The organism is Idiomarina sp. OXR-189 (assembly GCF_034373425.1).
Taxonomy (GTDB): domain Bacteria; phylum Pseudomonadota; class Gammaproteobacteria; order Enterobacterales; family Alteromonadaceae; genus Idiomarina; species Idiomarina zobellii.
The window spans coordinates 2,207,258-2,223,255 of record NZ_CP139706.1 but is presented as its reverse complement, the minus strand read 5'-3'; the positions used below and the strand labels follow the sequence as shown (position 1 = coordinate 2,223,255).

Below are 15,998 nucleotides of genomic sequence, written 5' to 3'. Positions count from 1 at the left end.
TCGGCTCAATAAAATAAAGTTTTAGAGCCTAATACAACCGGGGCGGCTGCACCTGTCACAGCAGGGTGGTTCCCCGGTTTTTTATGCTCATAGCACCAACCTAACCAGGCAAAAGCCATTGCCTCAACCCATTGAGGATCAACCCCTAATGCCTGTGTCGTGTCGTACTTCTTTGTCTCAAGGCGCTGAGTAATTTCTGTTAAAAGTAATTCATTTTTGGTGCCGCCGCCGCAAAAATAAACTTGTTCAGGCTTGGTCGGTAATTTATTAAGTTCGTTACTCAGAGTTTCCGCGGTTAGCACGAGCAAGGTTCTTTGCACATTTTCAGGCGGGTAGTTTGCTTTAATAAGCGGCTTTAAATAGGACAGGTTAAACTCTTCACGGCCAGTACTCTTGGGCGCGGTGCGGGAATAAAAAGGGTGTTTCAGTAAAGCCTCTAAAAGTTCGTCAATGACCTTGCCCTGACGAGCGAAATGACCGCTCTCATCATAGCTTTTGTTCGCATCGCAGTGTTGTATCCACTGGTCCATTAAAGTGTTTGCCGGGCCGGTATCGAAACCAAGCAGTTGCTGCTCTGGCCCTAGCCAGGTGATGTTTGCAATACCCCCCAAATTGACAATGGCAACGCTTTTCCCCGGCTGAGCGAAAACATGTTGGTGAAAAGCGGGCACTAATGGTGCGCCCTGACCGCCGGCCGCTACGTCTTTGCGGCGAAAGTCGTGTATGACATTAACTTGAGTTTTGAAAGCCAGCCTAGAAGGGTCGCCTAATTGCAGTGTATACGGAGCGCTATGACTTGGCTTGTGGCGAACTGTTTGGCCATGACTGCCTATAGCTGTGACGCTTTTCGCCGGAATTTTGGCTTCACTCAGTAACTTATTAACGGCAACAGCGGAATGCTCAGCGAATAACACATCAAGCTCTGCCAGCTCATCCGCGTTCCATTGATCACTAATGCTGAGTGTTAATAGCCGGGTGCGTAATTCAGAGGGAAGTGTATAGCTGTGTGACGCATTAAGCCTAAGGTGCCCATCAGCCGTTATATCAACCAGCACGGCGTCTAGTGCATCCATGCTGGTTCCTGACATTAAGCCAATATAACGTTCGGACATTATCTCATTGCCAGATAAACACGTTTATTGTCGTTTAATATCGCAATAATTTGGTCGGCTTGCTGGCGGAATGATGGCAGCTCCGACTCAGCCAGTGATTTGGCTTGTGGCAGCTCAACTGTTCGAGGGTTTCTGTGTACCCCATCAACCAGGAATTCATAATGCAAGTGCGCACCGGTTACGCGGCCTGTCGCACCTACACGACCAATAACCTGGCCCTGTTTGACTCGGTCGCCAGTTCTGACGTGTTTTCGGCTTAAGTGCAAATATTTAGTGGTATAACGCTCGCCGTGTTGCACAAAAATATAATTACCATTTAAGTGGCTATAACCGGCTTGAACAACTTTACCGTCGCCAGATGACATAACAGGCGTGCCGGTCGATGCGGCGTAGTCAATGCCGTTGTGCGGACGCACACGGCCTGTAACCGGGTGCAAGCGGCGAGGGTTAAAGCTTGAGCTTATGTACGTAAAGTTAACCGGAGAGCGTAAGAATGTTTTACGCATTGCTCGCCCATTTGGTGTGTAATATTGGCCATTGTCATGCAATATGGCCTGGAAGTGCTCGTCTCGGTTGACGAACTCCGCCGCAAGAATTTTTCCGTAACCGACAAATTCGCCGTCGACATAGTGGGTTTCGAATAAAACACTGAACTCGTCGTTTTTGCGTAAATCGAGGGCAAAGTCGATATCCCAACCAAAAATATTCGCAATTCGCATAATCTGGTTATCGGTTAGTCCGGCACCGATACCCGCGTTCCAGAAACTGGAATCAATAACGGCGTGTGCAAACTCGGTACGCACCTCAACGTCTTTGGTTTCTACTTCTGCGACAAAGCTGTCTTTTTGACGCGTTATAATGAGTGTGTCGGTACCGTTAATATCGTGCGCTAACTGAACCAGTTTGTCGCTTGAATCGGTTGCAAAGCGCAGTAAGTCACCGGGATGTACTTTACGCAATAGCTTCGCTTCTTCACCTGACTCAGTGACGCGGTAAAGCTCTTGTGCACTAAAACCTAACTTACTAAAAATGTCAGCCAGGTTATCGCCAGACTTGATTTGATAGGTTTGCCAATGTAACTCTTGTGCTGAACTATCTTCGCTATTGCCGTTGTTCTCAAAGGCCAGTTCCAATTGGTAACGTTTACCTGGAACCAGCTGATCAACGGAGGCTGTGTTCTTTGACGCCGTAGCCGGTTCTGAAGGAATCACCAACAAAATGAGTAGGGCAACACTAATCGCGCTGATTAGTATTTTATGAGAATGCGGAAGCTGCAGGAACATCCGCTGCATTTGAGAAACTACTTTCAATGTCATATTTAGCGCACTTTAGAACAAACTTTCTTTATTATGATTACCCATGTAAACGATACACAGGGTGTACTCGTTTACGACCTCAGAATAACCTTATGGTTTCGAGGATAATACGAAAAAACGCAGAATACCAGTTTCTGCGCTTAAAACAGTGTTAAGAATGGCGTAAAATAATGGGTTTGACTGGGCAATCGATGGAGAGGTTTGATGAAAACAGAAGTGGCAGAGGCGATAGCTGAGATTACACGTGGTGCCGAAGAGGTTCTGCTGGAAAAAGAATTGGCGGAAAAGCTGGAAAGTGGCAAGCCTCTGATTGTTAAGGCTGGCTTCGATCCAACCGCTCCCGATTTGCACCTGGGTCACACGGTTCTAATTAATAAATTGCGAGTCTTGCAGGACTTTGGTCATAAAATTGTGTTCCTTATTGGTGATTTTACCGGAATGATTGGCGACCCAACGGGGAAAAATGTGACTCGCAAGCCGCTAACGCCGGAAGAAGTGGCGGCTAATGCCGAAACCTATAAAGAGCAAGTCTTTAAAATTCTCGACCCTGAAAAGACAGACATTCGCTTTAACTCAGAATGGATGTCGAAAATGGGCGCTGCGGACATGATTAAACTTGCAGCCCGTCAAACAGTTGCCCGCATGCTAGAGCGTGATGACTTTAAAAAGCGCTACCAAAATAACCAGTCTATTGCGATTCACGAGTTTTTGTATCCACTGGTTCAAGGCTGGGACTCTGTCGAACTGAAAGCCGACATCGAGCTGGGCGGTACAGACCAGCGTTTCAACCTGCTAATGGGGCGTGAACTGCAAAAAGAAGAAGGCCAGCGTCCGCAAACGGTCATTATGACGCCGTTACTGGAAGGTCTGGATGGCGTTCAGAAAATGTCGAAGTCGCTGAATAACTACATTGGTATCACTGAGTCACCCAACGACATGTTCGGTAAGATAATGTCAGTGTCTGATGAATTAATGTGGCGCTACTTTGACCTTCTAAGTTTCCGCTCTATTGCAGAAATAGATGGCTTGAAAGCGGATGTTGCTGCGGGCAAGAATCCGCGTGATGTCAAAGTGCTGTTGGCGAAAGAGATTATTGCACGCTTCCATTCTGATGAGGCCGCAGAAAAAGCCGAACAGGATTTTATTCAGCGCTTTCAGAAAAATGCACTGCCTGACGAGATTGAAGAAAAGACCATAGCGGTCGGCTCTGAAGGTATGGGCATTGCTAATGTCTTAAAAGAAGCGGGTCTTGTTCAGTCAACGTCTGAAGCATTACGAATGCTGAAACAAAATGCAGTGAAGCTAGATGGCGAACGTTTTACCGATAAAAACTACGTATGCACCGATAAAGACTCTGGTGTGTATCAGGTAGGCAAACGTCGTTTTGCGAAGCTGACACTGACAATCTAATTAGATAGTCCCTCAATAAAAACGCCGGTCACCTTAAAAGTGACCGGCGTTTTTTTATAACTACTCTTTTTACAGGCTGTTAAACCCGGAAGCTCTTAATAGAGTCTTGCAGCTCATCAGCCAGCTTGGCAACTTCATTAGAAGCCTGGGCTGTTTGCTTAGAGCCGGAAGCGGTTTGTTCGGCAATAGAAACAATCGACTCCAGTCGCTCACTAATGTCGTGAGCGGTACGGCTTTGCTCTTGCGCGGCATTAGCAATGTGATTACTGCTATCAGATGCCTGATGCACCGATTCCGTAATTGACTGCAACGCCTGGGCTGCTTCGTCCGACTGCTGAACACTAAGCTCGGCCTGTTCGCGCCCTCGGTTCATAACTTCTACCGCGCGCTTCGAGTCATTCTGCAGGTTTTCAATCATATCCTGAATTTCTTCAGTCGACTCTTGAGTACGGCTTGCTAGCGTGCGAACTTCATCAGCTACTACGGCGAAGCCTCGGCCTTGCTCGCCGGCTCGGGCAGCCTCAATAGCCGCGTTCAGCGCAAGTAAGTTAGTCTGGTCAGCAATGCCGCGGATAACATCCAGGATGCCGCCGATATTACTGCTGTTCTCAGACAGTTGATCGATGACCTGGGATGCGCCCTGAATTTCGTGAGCTAACTGCTCAATAGTAGAGCGGTTTTTATCTGAAATTTCACGGACACGTTTTGCTTCATCGTCAGAATGCTGAATTTCGCGTAGAGCCTGGTCAGCGCCTTCAGCCATTTCACTGGCGGTGTTATTCATTTCCTGGGTCGCAGTTGCAACCTGCTCAATTTGACGGCGTTGTTCATCTATTGCGTTGGTAGTTTCGTCAGATACATTTGATGATTGCTCGGCTGCCGTTGCCAGTTGTGTAGCACGGTTCGCTATGCCTTCAATAAGCTTGCGAAGGTTACCCGTTAACTTATTAGTGTTTGTTGCCAACTCACCAAATTCATCTTGTGCGTCATAATCAACACGCTCAGTCAGGTTACCTTCTGCCATAATATTCAGCATGTGGTTAACACGCGACAGAGGTCGGCTGATACTGCGTACAGTTAACCAGGAAATCAGCACGGCTAATGCAATAGAAATAACCGTAATAATGCTGTTTATCCAGCTGCTGGTTGAAATTGAATCGGCTGCTGAGTTACGGCTGTCTTCGGCAATGTTTCGAACCGCTGTTTGCAATTCATCGGTTTGTGTCATCAGCGTATCAGACTGTTGCTGCGCCTGATCAAGAGTTTGGCCTGCATCGACACGACGTTGCTGGCGCAAAATAACGTTATCTGGATAAGAGCCAGCACCCTGCAGTTGATCAATGGCGTTGCGTACTGTTGTTACTGCATCGTCGACCATTTGCTCAGCACTGCCTGTCGATTCATTGTCTAATGCGTCGAGACGAGGACGAATGCTGTCGATATTGATATCAATTTCGCTCTTAATAACATTTGCTGAGTCGAGGTCGTTGGTTTTGTTTAAGTCGTACATTAGAGTTATCAAACTAGACAATGATGACTCAACATTGCTGGCTTCGCGCGCAACAACCTCGTTATTCGACATATCCATGGTGTCGAGTAGCATGATGGCTGCGTCATCTATACTGAAGGCTATTTCGTCAAGCTGATCGGCCGTGGTGCCACGAAGTTCAAGATATTCACGCTGATAATTAAACAGTTGATCGATAAGGTCAACGTATTGGGTGACTGAAGATTCTGTGCCGTTGATAAGGCTACTTTGACCTTCGCCTTTCACCAACTGCTGAAGGTCTTCTAATGAGCTCATAAGCGACTCTTCGGAAGTGTCAAATTCGCCGCGGTATGATTCTATTGCCGATAATGACTCTGCGTAATAAGTTTCGAGTTGAAGACCCGAAAGTTCTAGCGTATCAACCTTAATGGCCGCCACTTCGTTCAGAGCAGGCATGGCTTTGTCGTTAACGTTGTCGACGGATGAGCCAATGCTGTTAATGTTGAACAGTGAGCTCAAACTGATGACGAGTAAAAGCAGGGTTATGATGGCAAATCCACCAATCACTCGCATAGCAACCGTTATTTTCATGAAACCTTCCTCAGCACAGCAATGATTATCTTTGTATTCTAAGCACTAAACGCATTCTGGTAGTAAAATTTGTCGTTACTCAGGTCGTACAGCGTCATGTATTGTCCCCAAACACACCCGGTATCTAACGCGAGAATGTCCTGGCGATGGGTATTACCCATTAATGCAGCCCAATGTCCGAATAATAACCGATAGTCGCTGCCTGACCAAAAGTTAAACCATGGTTGCAAGTCATCCTGCGACGAATGTTGATTCGGATCATCTTTACGGGTTAAATCCAACTCGGCGTTTGGGTGACAATAGCGCATTCGTGTAAATGCGTTCACTATAAAACGGTATCGGTCAAATCCGCTAAGACTTGAGTCCCATTTTGAAGGCTTATTACTAAACATACTTTTAATAAAGTCTTCAAAATCATTGTTGTTCAAAACAGCGGAGACTTCGTCGGCATAGGTTTGAGCTTCTTCGACAGACCACCACGGGTAAATTCCAGCGTGTGAAATAACGGTCGATGGGTTTAACTGTTGCATGAGCGGTTGACTGCGTAACCAATCTACCCAATCCAGCTTCTCCGATGCCGTTAAAATACCGCTGAGCTTGTCGTTACGTTTTGCTTTTCTATGTCCAAGCAAAACAGCCACTAAGTTAAGGTCGTGGTTACCCAGCACCGTGTGGACGGAGTGTTCATTTTCATAAAAAAAGCGGATGGCGTCTGCTGAATCAGGCCCCCGAGCTACTATGTCGCCGACACACCAAAGTTGGTCCGTTTTATGGCTAAAGCCAACGGTTTCCAGTAATGCCATAAGCTCACGGTAACAGCCCTGAATGTCACCGACTGCGTAAGTTGCCATAATTAATGAATAATATTCGGAATAGCGAGGCGGAAAGACGGAATATCCGCTTTAAATTGCTCACCGTTTTCGTCGATCATCACGTAATGGCCTTCCATTGTACCAATGGGAGTAGCTAAGACAGTGCCACTGGTATAGCTGAAAGACTCGCCCGCTTGTAAAACAGGCTGCTGACCAACAACCCCGTCACCGGCGACTCGAGTGATCTTATTTTCAGCATCGGTAATGCGCCATTCTCGAGCCAGCAGTTGTACCTGCTGAGAGGTCGTATTCGTAATGGTGATGGTATAAGAAAATACATATTGCTCAGACTCAGGAGAAGACTGTGCCGATAAGTAGTGTGTATTGACTTCAATCTCGATTATGCCTGCCATAAATTACTCAGCCTGCTCAGTTAACCAATCTGAAAGCTTGCAATAATCCTCAACGGATAGCGTTTCTGGTCTTGCTGAAGGGTCAATACCCAGAGACTCTAACTGTTCAGCGGGTATTAGCCCCTTAAGGTTATTTCTTATTGTTTTACGACGTTGATTAAAAGCTGTCAAACACAAACTGTGTAGCTGTTTGCGGTCTTTAACCGGGTACGGGCTGTCTTTATACGGCGTTAAACGTACTACGGCTGACTCTACCTTGGGTGGCGGTGTAAATGCTGATGGTGGCACGTAAACAACCGGCGTCACTTCACAAGCCTGTTGTACACCAACGCTAATGCGACCATAGTTTTTTGAGCCAGGTTGTGCCGCTAAACGGTCGACGACTTCTTTTTGCAGCATAAAGTGCATATCTTCAATGCTGTCTGCGAATGACAGTAAATGAAAAATCAACGGCGTGGATATATTGTAAGGTAAGTTACCGAACACACGAACTGGCTTTTCCGCGGCAAATTGGCGAAAGTCAGTCTTAAGTGCATCGGCTTCTATTACGTCGAGCTTTTGGTTTAAAAACGGGTGCGTACGCAAGCGTTCAACCAAGTCACGGTCAATTTCGACAACTTTCAAATGACCGCTGCGATCGGCCACTGGCTCGGTTAATGCAGCTAAACCGGGACCAATTTCAATTAAGTTTTCGCCCGGTTCAGGGTTAATGGCATCAACAATTTCTTCGATAATGCCATCGTCATTCAAAAAGTTTTGACCGAAGCGCTTACGAGCGCGGTGACCCAGGTGGGTCTGGGAATGATTGTGGTGTTTACTCATAATAACTTGCGTTTGCCATATCAATAGCGGTTTGTATTGCCAAGCGGCAGCTACCGTCGTTTATATTGCCGGTACCCGCTAAGTCGAGTGCCGTACCATGGTCAACCGATGTTCTAATGTAGGGCAGACCGAGTGTAATATTGACCGCTTGCCCAAAGCCTTTGTATTTTAAGACTGGCAGTCCCTGGTCATGGTACATGGCGACAACAGCACTGGCGTCGTCCAAATATTTGGGCTGAAAGATGGTATCAGCCGGGTACGGGCCATGTAAGTTCATGCCGCCAGCATTGAGTGTTTCGATGACTGGCGCAATGGTATCAATTTCCTCATGACCTAAATGTCCGGATTCACCCGCATGGGGGTTCAAACCGCACACTAAAATTTTAGGTTGAACTTCTCCAAACTTGTTGGTCAAGTCGTTGTGCAAAATCGTCAAAATATTGGTTAAGCGTTCTTTGGTAATTGCTTTGGAAACGTACGCCAAAGGTATGTGAGTGGTGACTAATGCAACGCGTAACCCCTCGGTTGCCAACATCATGACAACGTCATTACAGTCGGCCTCGTGAGCTAAAAACTCGGTGTGCCCGGAAAACGCGACGCCGGCCTGATTAATGACGCCTTTATGCACGGGACCTGTCACTATAGCGTCGAACTCTCCGGCTAGGTTGCCGTCTGAGGCGCGCTTTAAGCAATCAACAACGTAATGGCCATTGGCGACGGTAAGTTCACCCGCTGTTACTGGCTCACAAACCGGCAAATGCTCTACCCATAAGTGCCCGGCTTCGTGCTTAGGCACTTTTTGCCCCTTTTCGTACTTATGGAACGTCACCGGCAAGTTCAGAAGCTCTGCCCTTTCCCGTAACATATTTTTGTCAGCACAAACGACAACAGCAGCCTCTAAGGGCTGCTGCGCCACTTTTAAAATTAAATCCGGGCCAATACCAGCGGGCTCGCCCGGAGTAAATATCAGGGTTGGGTAACTCACTCAGCAACCCGTCTTATGTAAGCTTGATCGCGCATTTCCTGCTGCCAGTTGTCCAACTCTTCACGGAACTTACGACTAAACAACATTTGGTAAGCACGCTCTTGTTTGCTTTCGTCCGTTGCGTCGGTTGTGCGTCTGTCTGTCACTTCGACAATGTGCCAACCGAACTGAGTCTTAAAGGGTTCACTAATGGTATTTGCAGCAATGGTTTCTACTTTCTCTTTAAACTCAGGCGCGTACTTGTCAGGACGAGCCCAGCCTAGGTCACCACCGCGTGATGCAGAACCCGGGTCTGACGAATGCTCTTTGGCTAATTCGTCAAAGGTTTTCTCGCCGGCAGCAATTTGTTCGCGGAATGTGTTTAGCATTTCTTTTGCTTTATTGTCCGATAAAATTACTGATGGCTGAATAAGAATGTGTCGAGCTTTCACTTCTTCGACTTCAACGGTTTGCTCGCCGCGTTTGTCCTGAACTTTCAGAATATGGAAACCAACACCACTGCGAATAGGGCCAACCACTTCACCAGCAGGTTTTCCATCCACCGCTTCTGCGAACAAGGTTGGCATGCTGTTAATTGTCATCCAGCCCATGTCACCGCCATCTAATGCGGCAGAGCCTGAAGAGGAGCGAATTGCTAAGTCAGAAAAGTCGCTGCCTTCGTCCAGTAAACGAAGGACGGTGTCAGCACGATCTTTCGCTTTTTCCAGCTCACTTTGCGATGAATTAGAGTCTGCAGCAATAAGAATTTGCCCTAAGCGGTATTCGGTTTGAGTGCTTTGGTTACTGTCTATTAGCTTGACCAGGTTATTAATTTCCTGAGGCGTAATAGAAACACGTTGTTGAACGGCTGCGCGCTGAACTTGCTGGATGGTAATTTCATTACGAACGTTCTCACGGTAGCTTGCCCAACTAATACCATTGTCAGCCATTTTTTGGCGGAGCTCATCAATGCTCAGGTTCTGCTCTTGCGCAATACCGTTAATGGCTTGCTCCAGTTGAGAGTCATTAACCTCAATGCCCATTCTATCAGCCATTTGCAGTTGAATTTCCTGCAAAATAAGTCGCTCTATAGCCTGAGTTTCCAACACTTCGTCAGAAGGTGCGTTCGCAGAGTTGAAGTTGTTACCGGCTTTTACTTGTTGCACCAGTTGATCAATTTGGCTTTGTAATACAACGCCATCATCAACAACCACAACAACCCGGTCCAGAAGTTGTTGTGCGTGAGTTGTATTACTGACCAGCAAAGGCGTCGCCAGAAGCATTGCCGTTGCAAAAAAAGCTACCAATTTTTTCATTCTACCTACCACTAGTTACTGAGATAAAAAGGACGGCGATAACCGTACGTACTTTTCTCAAGCATATCTATCAGCCCCCGGTTGTCAGAGGCTAAACCGCTAATAATAAATTGTATGCTAATACCATTGTCAAACTCGGTATCAGCGTTGATTGTCGCATTGTTAAATGCAGGTTCAAGGTCACGATTAATGCGTCGGTAAGCGCTGACGCGAACAGCCCAGCAACAATTGCTGTATTGAATGCCTACCATAGCATCATTTACCCGGTCGTGTGTTAAGTCATAAAACACATTGGCGGCGACTTGCCATTGTTTACTGGCGGCAAATACGGCCTGAGTACCCACTTGCTCAATATCGTTGTTAAGAATGTTGGTGGCCTTACGATGACTCACCTGCACCAAATTACCGCTGTTTTTCCGGTACTCCAGTGCGGTCTGACTCTTACGAGTGCTGTTAAGTTCCGTATCGTATTGAATGGAGCTTTTCAGTGACCACTCGTCAGTCATAGCCCAGTTGATATCCGCCACCCATTCACTGTTACTGGAGGTGAAGGTAGGCTCTTCCGTTTCTTCAATTAACAGTGCTGTGCGGCTGTCTTCAATGTTATATATTTGCCCGAGGCTGGCTCGTAATACTTCGCGCTCATTATCTGTAAAGAGGCTTGTGGTTAGGCCGTAAGTTATCTGGTTGGCTTCGGCAATGCGGTCTAGCCCAGAAAAACGACGGCTGCGAAATAAACCGTAATAGTCATCCTGCAAAAGAGCTGTGTCATAAATACCGATGTTCTGCTGATTTTCATAAGGTACATATAAGTACTGAATTTGCGGCGACAAGGTTTGACGATAGCCATCGCTGGTGCTTCTCTCTAAATGCAGTTGAGCCTGCAGCCGCGCTCTGGGCAATGTCCGGGTGACATCTTCGTCTAGCCGGATGTCGTCGCTTTGTTGCTGGTAGCGAGTAAATAAGTAAGACAGTTCAGCTTCTGCGTCAAAAGCTGGTTTTTCATAGCGGTACTTGAAGCTGGGCTCGATATGAGCTCGCGTCGCGTAATTACTCGCCCTGTCTTGATTCTGGAAATAAGTGAGTTCAGTGTAAAGGTTGGTGCTAAAACCGGTAAACTTATTTTGCTGATAGTTCAGGCTTATTTGCGGCAGCGTTCGGAATGGGCTTAAGTAGTCGCCCAAAATCTCGTAATCTTCCGTTCGAACCTGAGCCGTCCAGTTTTCATTGATGTAATCAAGTTGAGCTACTCGGTATAAGTGGGTGTCAGCGCGCCCGGCAAAGTCGCTGCCAAAATCATTTAAATAGTTATCATCACTTATTTGCGTGCCGTCCAGGTACAAGCTCAACTTATCGTTAAACTGGGTTTTATGTTGAACATGCCAAAGGTAACGACTGTCTTCGGTGGCAATAGCTTTGTCATTATTTAAATATTCAAGGTTTAGCTGGCCAACGCTTTCATCAAATAAATAACGATACTCCCCGGTCAGCATGGTGCCGCGCTCAGACATATAAATCGGCGCTACTGTGGCATCCATGTTTGGTGCAATATTGAAGTAATAAGGAACTTCAACTTCAAAGCCGTTATTAGATGACGAGTCAAAGGTTGGATACAAAAAGCCGGTTTTACGGGCGTCGCTTATTGGGAAGTTGAAGTACGGCAAATAAAGAATGGGTACGTCAAAGAGTTCGAAACGGGCATGCCAGGCTTCACCGAAGTCGCTGTTCTCGTCTATTTCAATGCGCTCTGCTCTTAATTGCCAGGCTGGCGTGTCGCCGGGGCAGGTGGTGAAGCTGGAGTCTTGCAGAAGCACTTGTTGCTGTGACAAGGACAGCAGCTCGGCGTGTCCCCGAGCGTTGACGTTCTCCAGTCGATAGTCGCTGGAGTAAAGTCGGGCTTCGTTGCTGTTTAAATCCAGAAACAGCGATTCACCACTGACGCTCAAGTAGCCATCGCTGAAATTAATACCATTGCTGGCTTCAATTTGACCTTTTTGCTGATCAAGGGTTGCCGCTTGAGTTGACAGCCACTGGCCATTGCGCTGAATAATGACATTACCTTCAAAGTAAGCTTTGTCATTGGATAGAATACGAGTCGACTTAGACTCAACGCCTATCTCGCCAGCCTTTGTTGCTTGCAGGCGCACGGACTTATCGGCGATGCTCTCAACAGGCACTGCCTGGCATACCATAGGTTGGGATACTGAATTTTGCGGCGCTGCTGATGCCAAACCTGAAAGCGTTAAAAGCAGGACAGCCAGTAGCGACGTTACTGTGGTAAGCCTAAGTAACAAATGAGTCATCCGTTTTGGTTGTTGTTAGCGTTATTGTATCTGCGTAAAGGGCAATATAATAAAGCAATTTTGTTTGTTTCGCTATTTGATACACTGCAAGTTTAGGCACATAAAGCATATTTCTGGAGGACATTTTGGAAGATAAGCGAGAGCTGGCTCTGCAAGCCTGGTGTGAGTCGCAAACCGGAGTAACACAACCTACCCTGGAAGTGGTGTCGGGAGATGCCAGTTTTCGTCGTTATTTTAGAGCGACTAACGGCCGTGAGAGCCTTATTGCGGTTGACTGTCCTCCAGATAAAGAGCCTATGGAACCTTTTTTGGCGGTTGCTGAAGCGTACCGTGATGCTGGCGTTACTGTACCGGAAGTGATTGCGGCTGACACTGAACATGGCTTTATGCTGCAGTCAGATTTTGGCCAAATTTTGTTACTGAGTAAGCTTCACGCGCGCAATGCCCGTCAATTTTATGAGCAAGCCCTTGCTGCATTACCTAATATTATGGATGTCACCAACACCCGAAAAGGGGACTTGCCCAAGTTTGATAAAGCGCTGTTGGAACGTGAGTTAGGGTTGTTCAAAGACTGGTTATTGGGAACTCATTTAACCATAAGCTGGCAGCCTGAAGATGAACGTATTTGGAAGGACTTTTGCGACAAAATGATCAGTAATGCATTGTCGCAACCCCAGGTTGGCGTGCATCGCGACTATCATTCCAGAAACTTAATGCTGCTGAGCGATGACCGTATTGGCATTATCGACTTTCAGGATGCAGTGGTGGGCCCTATTACTTATGACGCTGCGTCGCTGTTGCGCGACTGCTACATCGAGTGGCCAGATGCATTGGTTGATGAGTTGAGTGATCGTTTGCGCCAACATTTAATAGAAACGAACCGATTAGCAGCACAGACTGGCTTAGCCCAGTGGCAACAGTGGTTTGACTTAATGGGCATGCAGCGGCATACCAAAGCGGCAGGCATTTTTGCACGACTGGCACATCGCGACAAAAAGCCAGGGTACCTGCAGGACGTGCCCAGAACCTTGGGTTATTTAGAACGCGTAAGCCAGCGATACAGTGAGCTGAAAGAATATAACGCCTGGCTCAATGAGCGTGTGTTGCCGGCGTGGGAGCAGCAATGAAAGCAATGATTTTAGCTGCAGGTCGCGGGCAACGTATGCGTCCACTGACCGATAACCAGCCAAAACCCCTGCTGCCTGTCGCCGGAAAGCCCTTATTGGCTTTCCACTTAGAAAAGCTCGCAAAGGCAGGAGTGACTGAAGTGGTTATTAACCATGCCTGGAAAGGTGAGCAAATTGAACACTTTGTTGGAGACGGCTCTGACTGGCAGCTTCAGGTGTCATTCTCTCCGGAGCCCGAGGGCGGACTTGAAACCGCCGGCGGTATTATTCAAGCGCTACCGCTGCTCGGAGATGATCCTTTCTGGGTCATTAACGGGGATATTTGGACGGACTGGGATTACTCTGAGCTGCCGAAAAGCCTACCCGATGATAAGCTGGCGCATTTGCTGATGGTTGATAACCCACCGCATAATCCTGACGGTGACTTTGGTGTTGTCGACGGCTGCTTAGTTGAAAAGCCGCTAGGTGAGTCAAAAACCTTTGCGGGTATTGGCTTGTATCGAAAAGAGTTACTGCAGCCATACCCTGAGGGCAAACTTCCGTTAAAACCGTTTTTTGAAAAAGCCATATCAGAACAAAACGTCCTTGCCTCTGTAATGAAAGGCCTTTGGACAGATGTAGGCACACCGGAGCGGCTTGAGCAACTGAATCAACAAGTAAGGAAGTATCGATGATTTGGGGAAAGGTAATAGGTGCGTTAGCCGGTTTCGCTTTTATGAAGTGGCCCGGGGCTATTTTTGGGGCGTTGGTTGGTCATTGGTTTGACCGTGGTATGGCGCAGGATTTTTCCAAGCGGGGTGCCTGGGGACGCTTCTTATACGGTGCTGAAAAAGCGGTGGGGGATGCAAACTTTATTTATACCCTATTTGCGGTGATGGGGCATGTGGCCAAAGCGAAAGGGCGAGTGACTGAGCGTGACATTGCACAAGCGCAGTATTTAATGCAGCAATTAAAACTGGGAACAGATGCCACCAAAGAAGCGCAAGATGCTTTTCGTGAAGGCAAAGAACCCACTTTTCCATTGCAACAAGTGATGAAAGATTTTAGTGCGTCGTTTTACGGCAATCGAGATGTTCTTCAGCTGTTCATGGAGCAATTAATTGGCCTGGCGCTGAACGATGGCGTGCTTGAAAAAGCTGAGCATGAAGTCTTGGTGGACGTGGCGAAAGCCTTAGGTTTTACGCGTTTTCAGCTCGATCAGTGGCTAATGATGGAAAAAGCGGCGTTTCGCTTTCATCAACAGCGTCAGCGCAGTCACGCCGGCAGCGGTGGACGCCAGTCGTCGACGAAAAGTGATTTAGAAGACGCTTACCAAATATTGGGTGTCACTGAAAAAAACAGCAATGCGGAAATTAAAAAGGCGTACCGGAAGTTGATGGCGCGACACCATCCGGACAAGCTGGCTTCACAAGGGCTTCCGGAAGAGGTGATGAAGCAGGCGCAGCAAAAAGCTCGTGACATTCAGGCGGCGTATGAACAGGTGAAAGAGCACCGAAACATTCGGTAGTTGTGGTTAATAACCGTGGAATTCGAGCCAGCCTTTTACGGTAGAGCGCAGCTCTGTTTGTCCTGAGTTACCGGAACTGAGTAGTTTTCGCTGACGGTAAGAAACGTGTTGGTATTTGGTGGCGAGTTTTTTTCGTAACGTCCACTGAGCGTCGAGCCAGTGATTACTCTCGGCAGTTCGAATATCCAGAATAGGCAGCGGCGACTTAGCGATTCGTTCCGACAGCGCCTTGTTGAAATGATACTGAGGAATGTAAGCATTCACTATCACCAATGCATCGGGCATCATTGAGGACGTTTTTTCGAGTAACCGCAACGTAATATCGGCGGTTATTCCCTCTACAACCCAAACGGCAAATCCAGGCCGGCTTAGGGTTTCGTCCTGCAATAGCGCTATGCGGTTTTCAAGCGCAGCAACTAAAGGCTCAAATACACTGTCATCGGCTTGCTGTGGAAAATGCGTGCTTGTAGCGGGCGTTTGCAGGTTGTCTGTACGAATGGTGTTATCCGGTGGTGTCAACGCCCAGGTGGTCCAGCCAAAGTCCGGTGCGACGTTATACAAATAACTGACATAAAATGACTGCAGCGGATGATAATGCCAGTCGGGAATAAGCGTCATTTGTCCACTCTCAAACGCCTGTAAATATTCTTTTTTTAGCACTAAAAAGCGTGCAGCGTCACCGTCCGTTAACCAATGAAGCTGGTCTTCGGGAAGGTAACGCTGCAAATCGTCCTGTGCATTCAACACAGGAGCAGTGACGAAAAACAGCAAAAAGGCGATAAGAAAATGACGTTTCATAGTCGTAATATCGGCTTT

At 47.3% G+C, this 15,998-nt stretch carries 14 protein-coding genes; 4 read left to right on the top strand and 10 right to left on the bottom strand.

Annotation, left to right across the window (positions count from 1 at the left end):
• Positions 1 to 5: 5 nt before the first annotated feature.
• Together UM402_RS10925 and UM402_RS10920 are read right to left on the bottom strand one after the other, a co-directional pair.
• Positions 6 to 1,112 (bottom strand): anhydro-N-acetylmuramic acid kinase, encoded by a 1,107-nt coding sequence (locus tag UM402_RS10925; RefSeq protein ID WP_058577055.1) that lies wholly within the window; start codon positions 1,110 to 1,112, stop codon positions 6 to 8.
• The gene (locus UM402_RS10920; protein WP_273269469.1) at positions 1,112 to 2,428 is read right to left on the bottom strand and encodes an OapA family protein; all 1,317 of its coding nucleotides are present in this window, start codon (positions 2,426 to 2,428) and stop codon (positions 1,112 to 1,114) included. Before UM402_RS10920 ends, UM402_RS10925 begins: the two co-directional genes overlap by 1 nt.
• Positions 2,429 to 2,632: 204 nt before the next feature.
• Here UM402_RS10920 and tyrS point away from each other — a divergent pair, with 204 nt between their 5' ends.
• Positions 2,633 to 3,838 carry a tyrosine--tRNA ligase gene (gene tyrS / locus UM402_RS10915; RefSeq protein WP_053953888.1) on the top strand — a complete coding sequence of 402 codons (1,206 nt, stop codon included), beginning with the start codon at positions 2,633 to 2,635 and terminating at the stop codon, positions 3,836 to 3,838.
• A 79-nt stretch (positions 3,839 to 3,917) separates the two neighbouring features.
• On the opposite strand, the gene UM402_RS10910 is transcribed toward tyrS, so the two are convergent.
• Genes UM402_RS10910 through UM402_RS10880 form a run of 7 tightly spaced genes read right to left on the bottom strand, consistent with a single transcriptional unit; the run spans position 3,918 to position 12,548 of the window.
• On the bottom strand, positions 3,918 to 5,918 hold the full coding sequence (locus UM402_RS10910; protein WP_058577054.1) for a methyl-accepting chemotaxis protein: 2,001 nt from the start codon (positions 5,916 to 5,918) through the stop codon (positions 3,918 to 3,920).
• Positions 5,919 to 5,956: 38 nt separating this feature from the next.
• A complete protein-coding gene (locus UM402_RS10905) occupies positions 5,957 to 6,769 on the bottom strand; it encodes a symmetrical bis(5'-nucleosyl)-tetraphosphatase (RefSeq protein WP_053953890.1) in 813 nt (270 codons plus the stop codon).
• Positions 6,770 to 6,771: 2 nt separating this feature from the next.
• Positions 6,772 to 7,143, bottom strand: a complete 372-nt coding sequence (gene apaG, locus UM402_RS10900; protein WP_053953891.1) for a Co2+/Mg2+ efflux protein ApaG — start codon at positions 7,141 to 7,143, stop codon at positions 6,772 to 6,774.
• 3 nt (positions 7,144 to 7,146) lie between these two features.
• Positions 7,147 to 7,965, bottom strand: coding sequence for a 16S rRNA (adenine(1518)-N(6)/adenine(1519)-N(6))-dimethyltransferase RsmA (rsmA, locus tag UM402_RS10895; protein ID WP_053953892.1), 819 nt, complete (start codon positions 7,963 to 7,965; stop codon positions 7,147 to 7,149).
• Positions 7,958 to 8,950 (bottom strand): 4-hydroxythreonine-4-phosphate dehydrogenase PdxA, encoded by a 993-nt coding sequence (gene pdxA / locus UM402_RS10890; protein ID WP_053953893.1) that lies wholly within the window; start codon positions 8,948 to 8,950, stop codon positions 7,958 to 7,960. The genes rsmA and pdxA overlap by 8 nt, the downstream gene beginning before the upstream one ends.
• Positions 8,947 to 10,245, bottom strand: coding sequence for a peptidylprolyl isomerase SurA (surA, locus tag UM402_RS10885; protein ID WP_058577053.1), 1,299 nt, complete (start codon positions 10,243 to 10,245; stop codon positions 8,947 to 8,949). Before surA ends, pdxA begins: the two co-directional genes overlap by 4 nt.
• A gap of 11 nt (positions 10,246 to 10,256) precedes the next feature.
• A complete protein-coding gene (locus UM402_RS10880; RefSeq protein ID WP_058577052.1) occupies positions 10,257 to 12,548 on the bottom strand; it encodes an LPS-assembly protein LptD in 2,292 nt (763 codons plus the stop codon).
• A 125-nt stretch (positions 12,549 to 12,673) separates the two neighbouring features.
• Here UM402_RS10880 and UM402_RS10875 point away from each other — a divergent pair, with 125 nt between their 5' ends.
• The 3 genes from UM402_RS10875 to djlA are packed head-to-tail and all read left to right on the top strand — an operon-like array spanning position 12,674 to position 15,182.
• Positions 12,674 to 13,675 carry an aminoglycoside phosphotransferase family protein gene (locus UM402_RS10875; RefSeq protein ID WP_058577051.1) on the top strand — a complete coding sequence of 334 codons (1,002 nt, stop codon included), beginning with the start codon at positions 12,674 to 12,676 and terminating at the stop codon, positions 13,673 to 13,675.
• Positions 13,672 to 14,349 (top strand): N-acetylmuramate alpha-1-phosphate uridylyltransferase MurU, encoded by a 678-nt coding sequence (gene murU, locus UM402_RS10870; protein WP_058577050.1) that lies wholly within the window; start codon positions 13,672 to 13,674, stop codon positions 14,347 to 14,349. Before UM402_RS10875 ends, murU begins: the two co-directional genes overlap by 4 nt.
• Complete coding sequence (djlA, locus tag UM402_RS10865) at positions 14,346 to 15,182, top strand: co-chaperone DjlA (protein WP_058577049.1); 837 nt, start codon at positions 14,346 to 14,348, stop codon at positions 15,180 to 15,182. The genes murU and djlA overlap by 4 nt, the downstream gene beginning before the upstream one ends.
• Before the next feature lie 6 nt (positions 15,183 to 15,188).
• On the opposite strand, the gene UM402_RS10860 is transcribed toward djlA, so the two are convergent.
• Entirely contained in the window at positions 15,189 to 15,980 is a 792-nt protein-coding gene (locus tag UM402_RS10860) for a DUF3530 family protein (RefSeq protein ID WP_058577048.1), read from the bottom strand.
• Positions 15,981 to 15,998 lie beyond the last annotated feature (18 nt).

Coding starts and splice junctions, on each gene's coding strand:
- UM402_RS10925 (WP_058577055.1), bottom strand. CDS start 1,112: ATGTCCGAACGTTATATTGGCTTAATGTCAGGAACCAGCATGGATGCA.
- UM402_RS10920 (WP_273269469.1), bottom strand. CDS start 2,428: ATGACATTGAAAGTAGTTTCTCAAATGCAGCGGATGTTCCTGCAGCTT.
- tyrS (WP_053953888.1), top strand. CDS start 2,633: ATGAAAACAGAAGTGGCAGAGGCGATAGCTGAGATTACACGTGGTGCC.
- UM402_RS10910 (WP_058577054.1), bottom strand. CDS start 5,918: ATGAAAATAACGGTTGCTATGCGAGTGATTGGTGGATTTGCCATCATA.
- UM402_RS10905 (WP_053953890.1), bottom strand. CDS start 6,769: ATGGCAACTTACGCAGTCGGTGACATTCAGGGCTGTTACCGTGAGCTT.
- apaG (WP_053953891.1), bottom strand. CDS start 7,143: ATGGCAGGCATAATCGAGATTGAAGTCAATACACACTACTTATCGGCA.
- rsmA (WP_053953892.1), bottom strand. CDS start 7,965: ATGAGTAAACACCACAATCATTCCCAGACCCACCTGGGTCACCGCGCT.
- surA (WP_058577053.1), bottom strand. CDS start 10,245: ATGAAAAAATTGGTAGCTTTTTTTGCAACGGCAATGCTTCTGGCGACG.
- UM402_RS10880 (WP_058577052.1), bottom strand. CDS start 12,548: ATGACTCATTTGTTACTTAGGCTTACCACAGTAACGTCGCTACTGGCT.
- murU (WP_058577050.1), top strand. CDS start 13,672: ATGAAAGCAATGATTTTAGCTGCAGGTCGCGGGCAACGTATGCGTCCA.
- djlA (WP_058577049.1), top strand. CDS start 14,346: ATGATTTGGGGAAAGGTAATAGGTGCGTTAGCCGGTTTCGCTTTTATG.
- UM402_RS10860 (WP_058577048.1), bottom strand. CDS start 15,980: ATGAAACGTCATTTTCTTATCGCCTTTTTGCTGTTTTTCGTCACTGCT.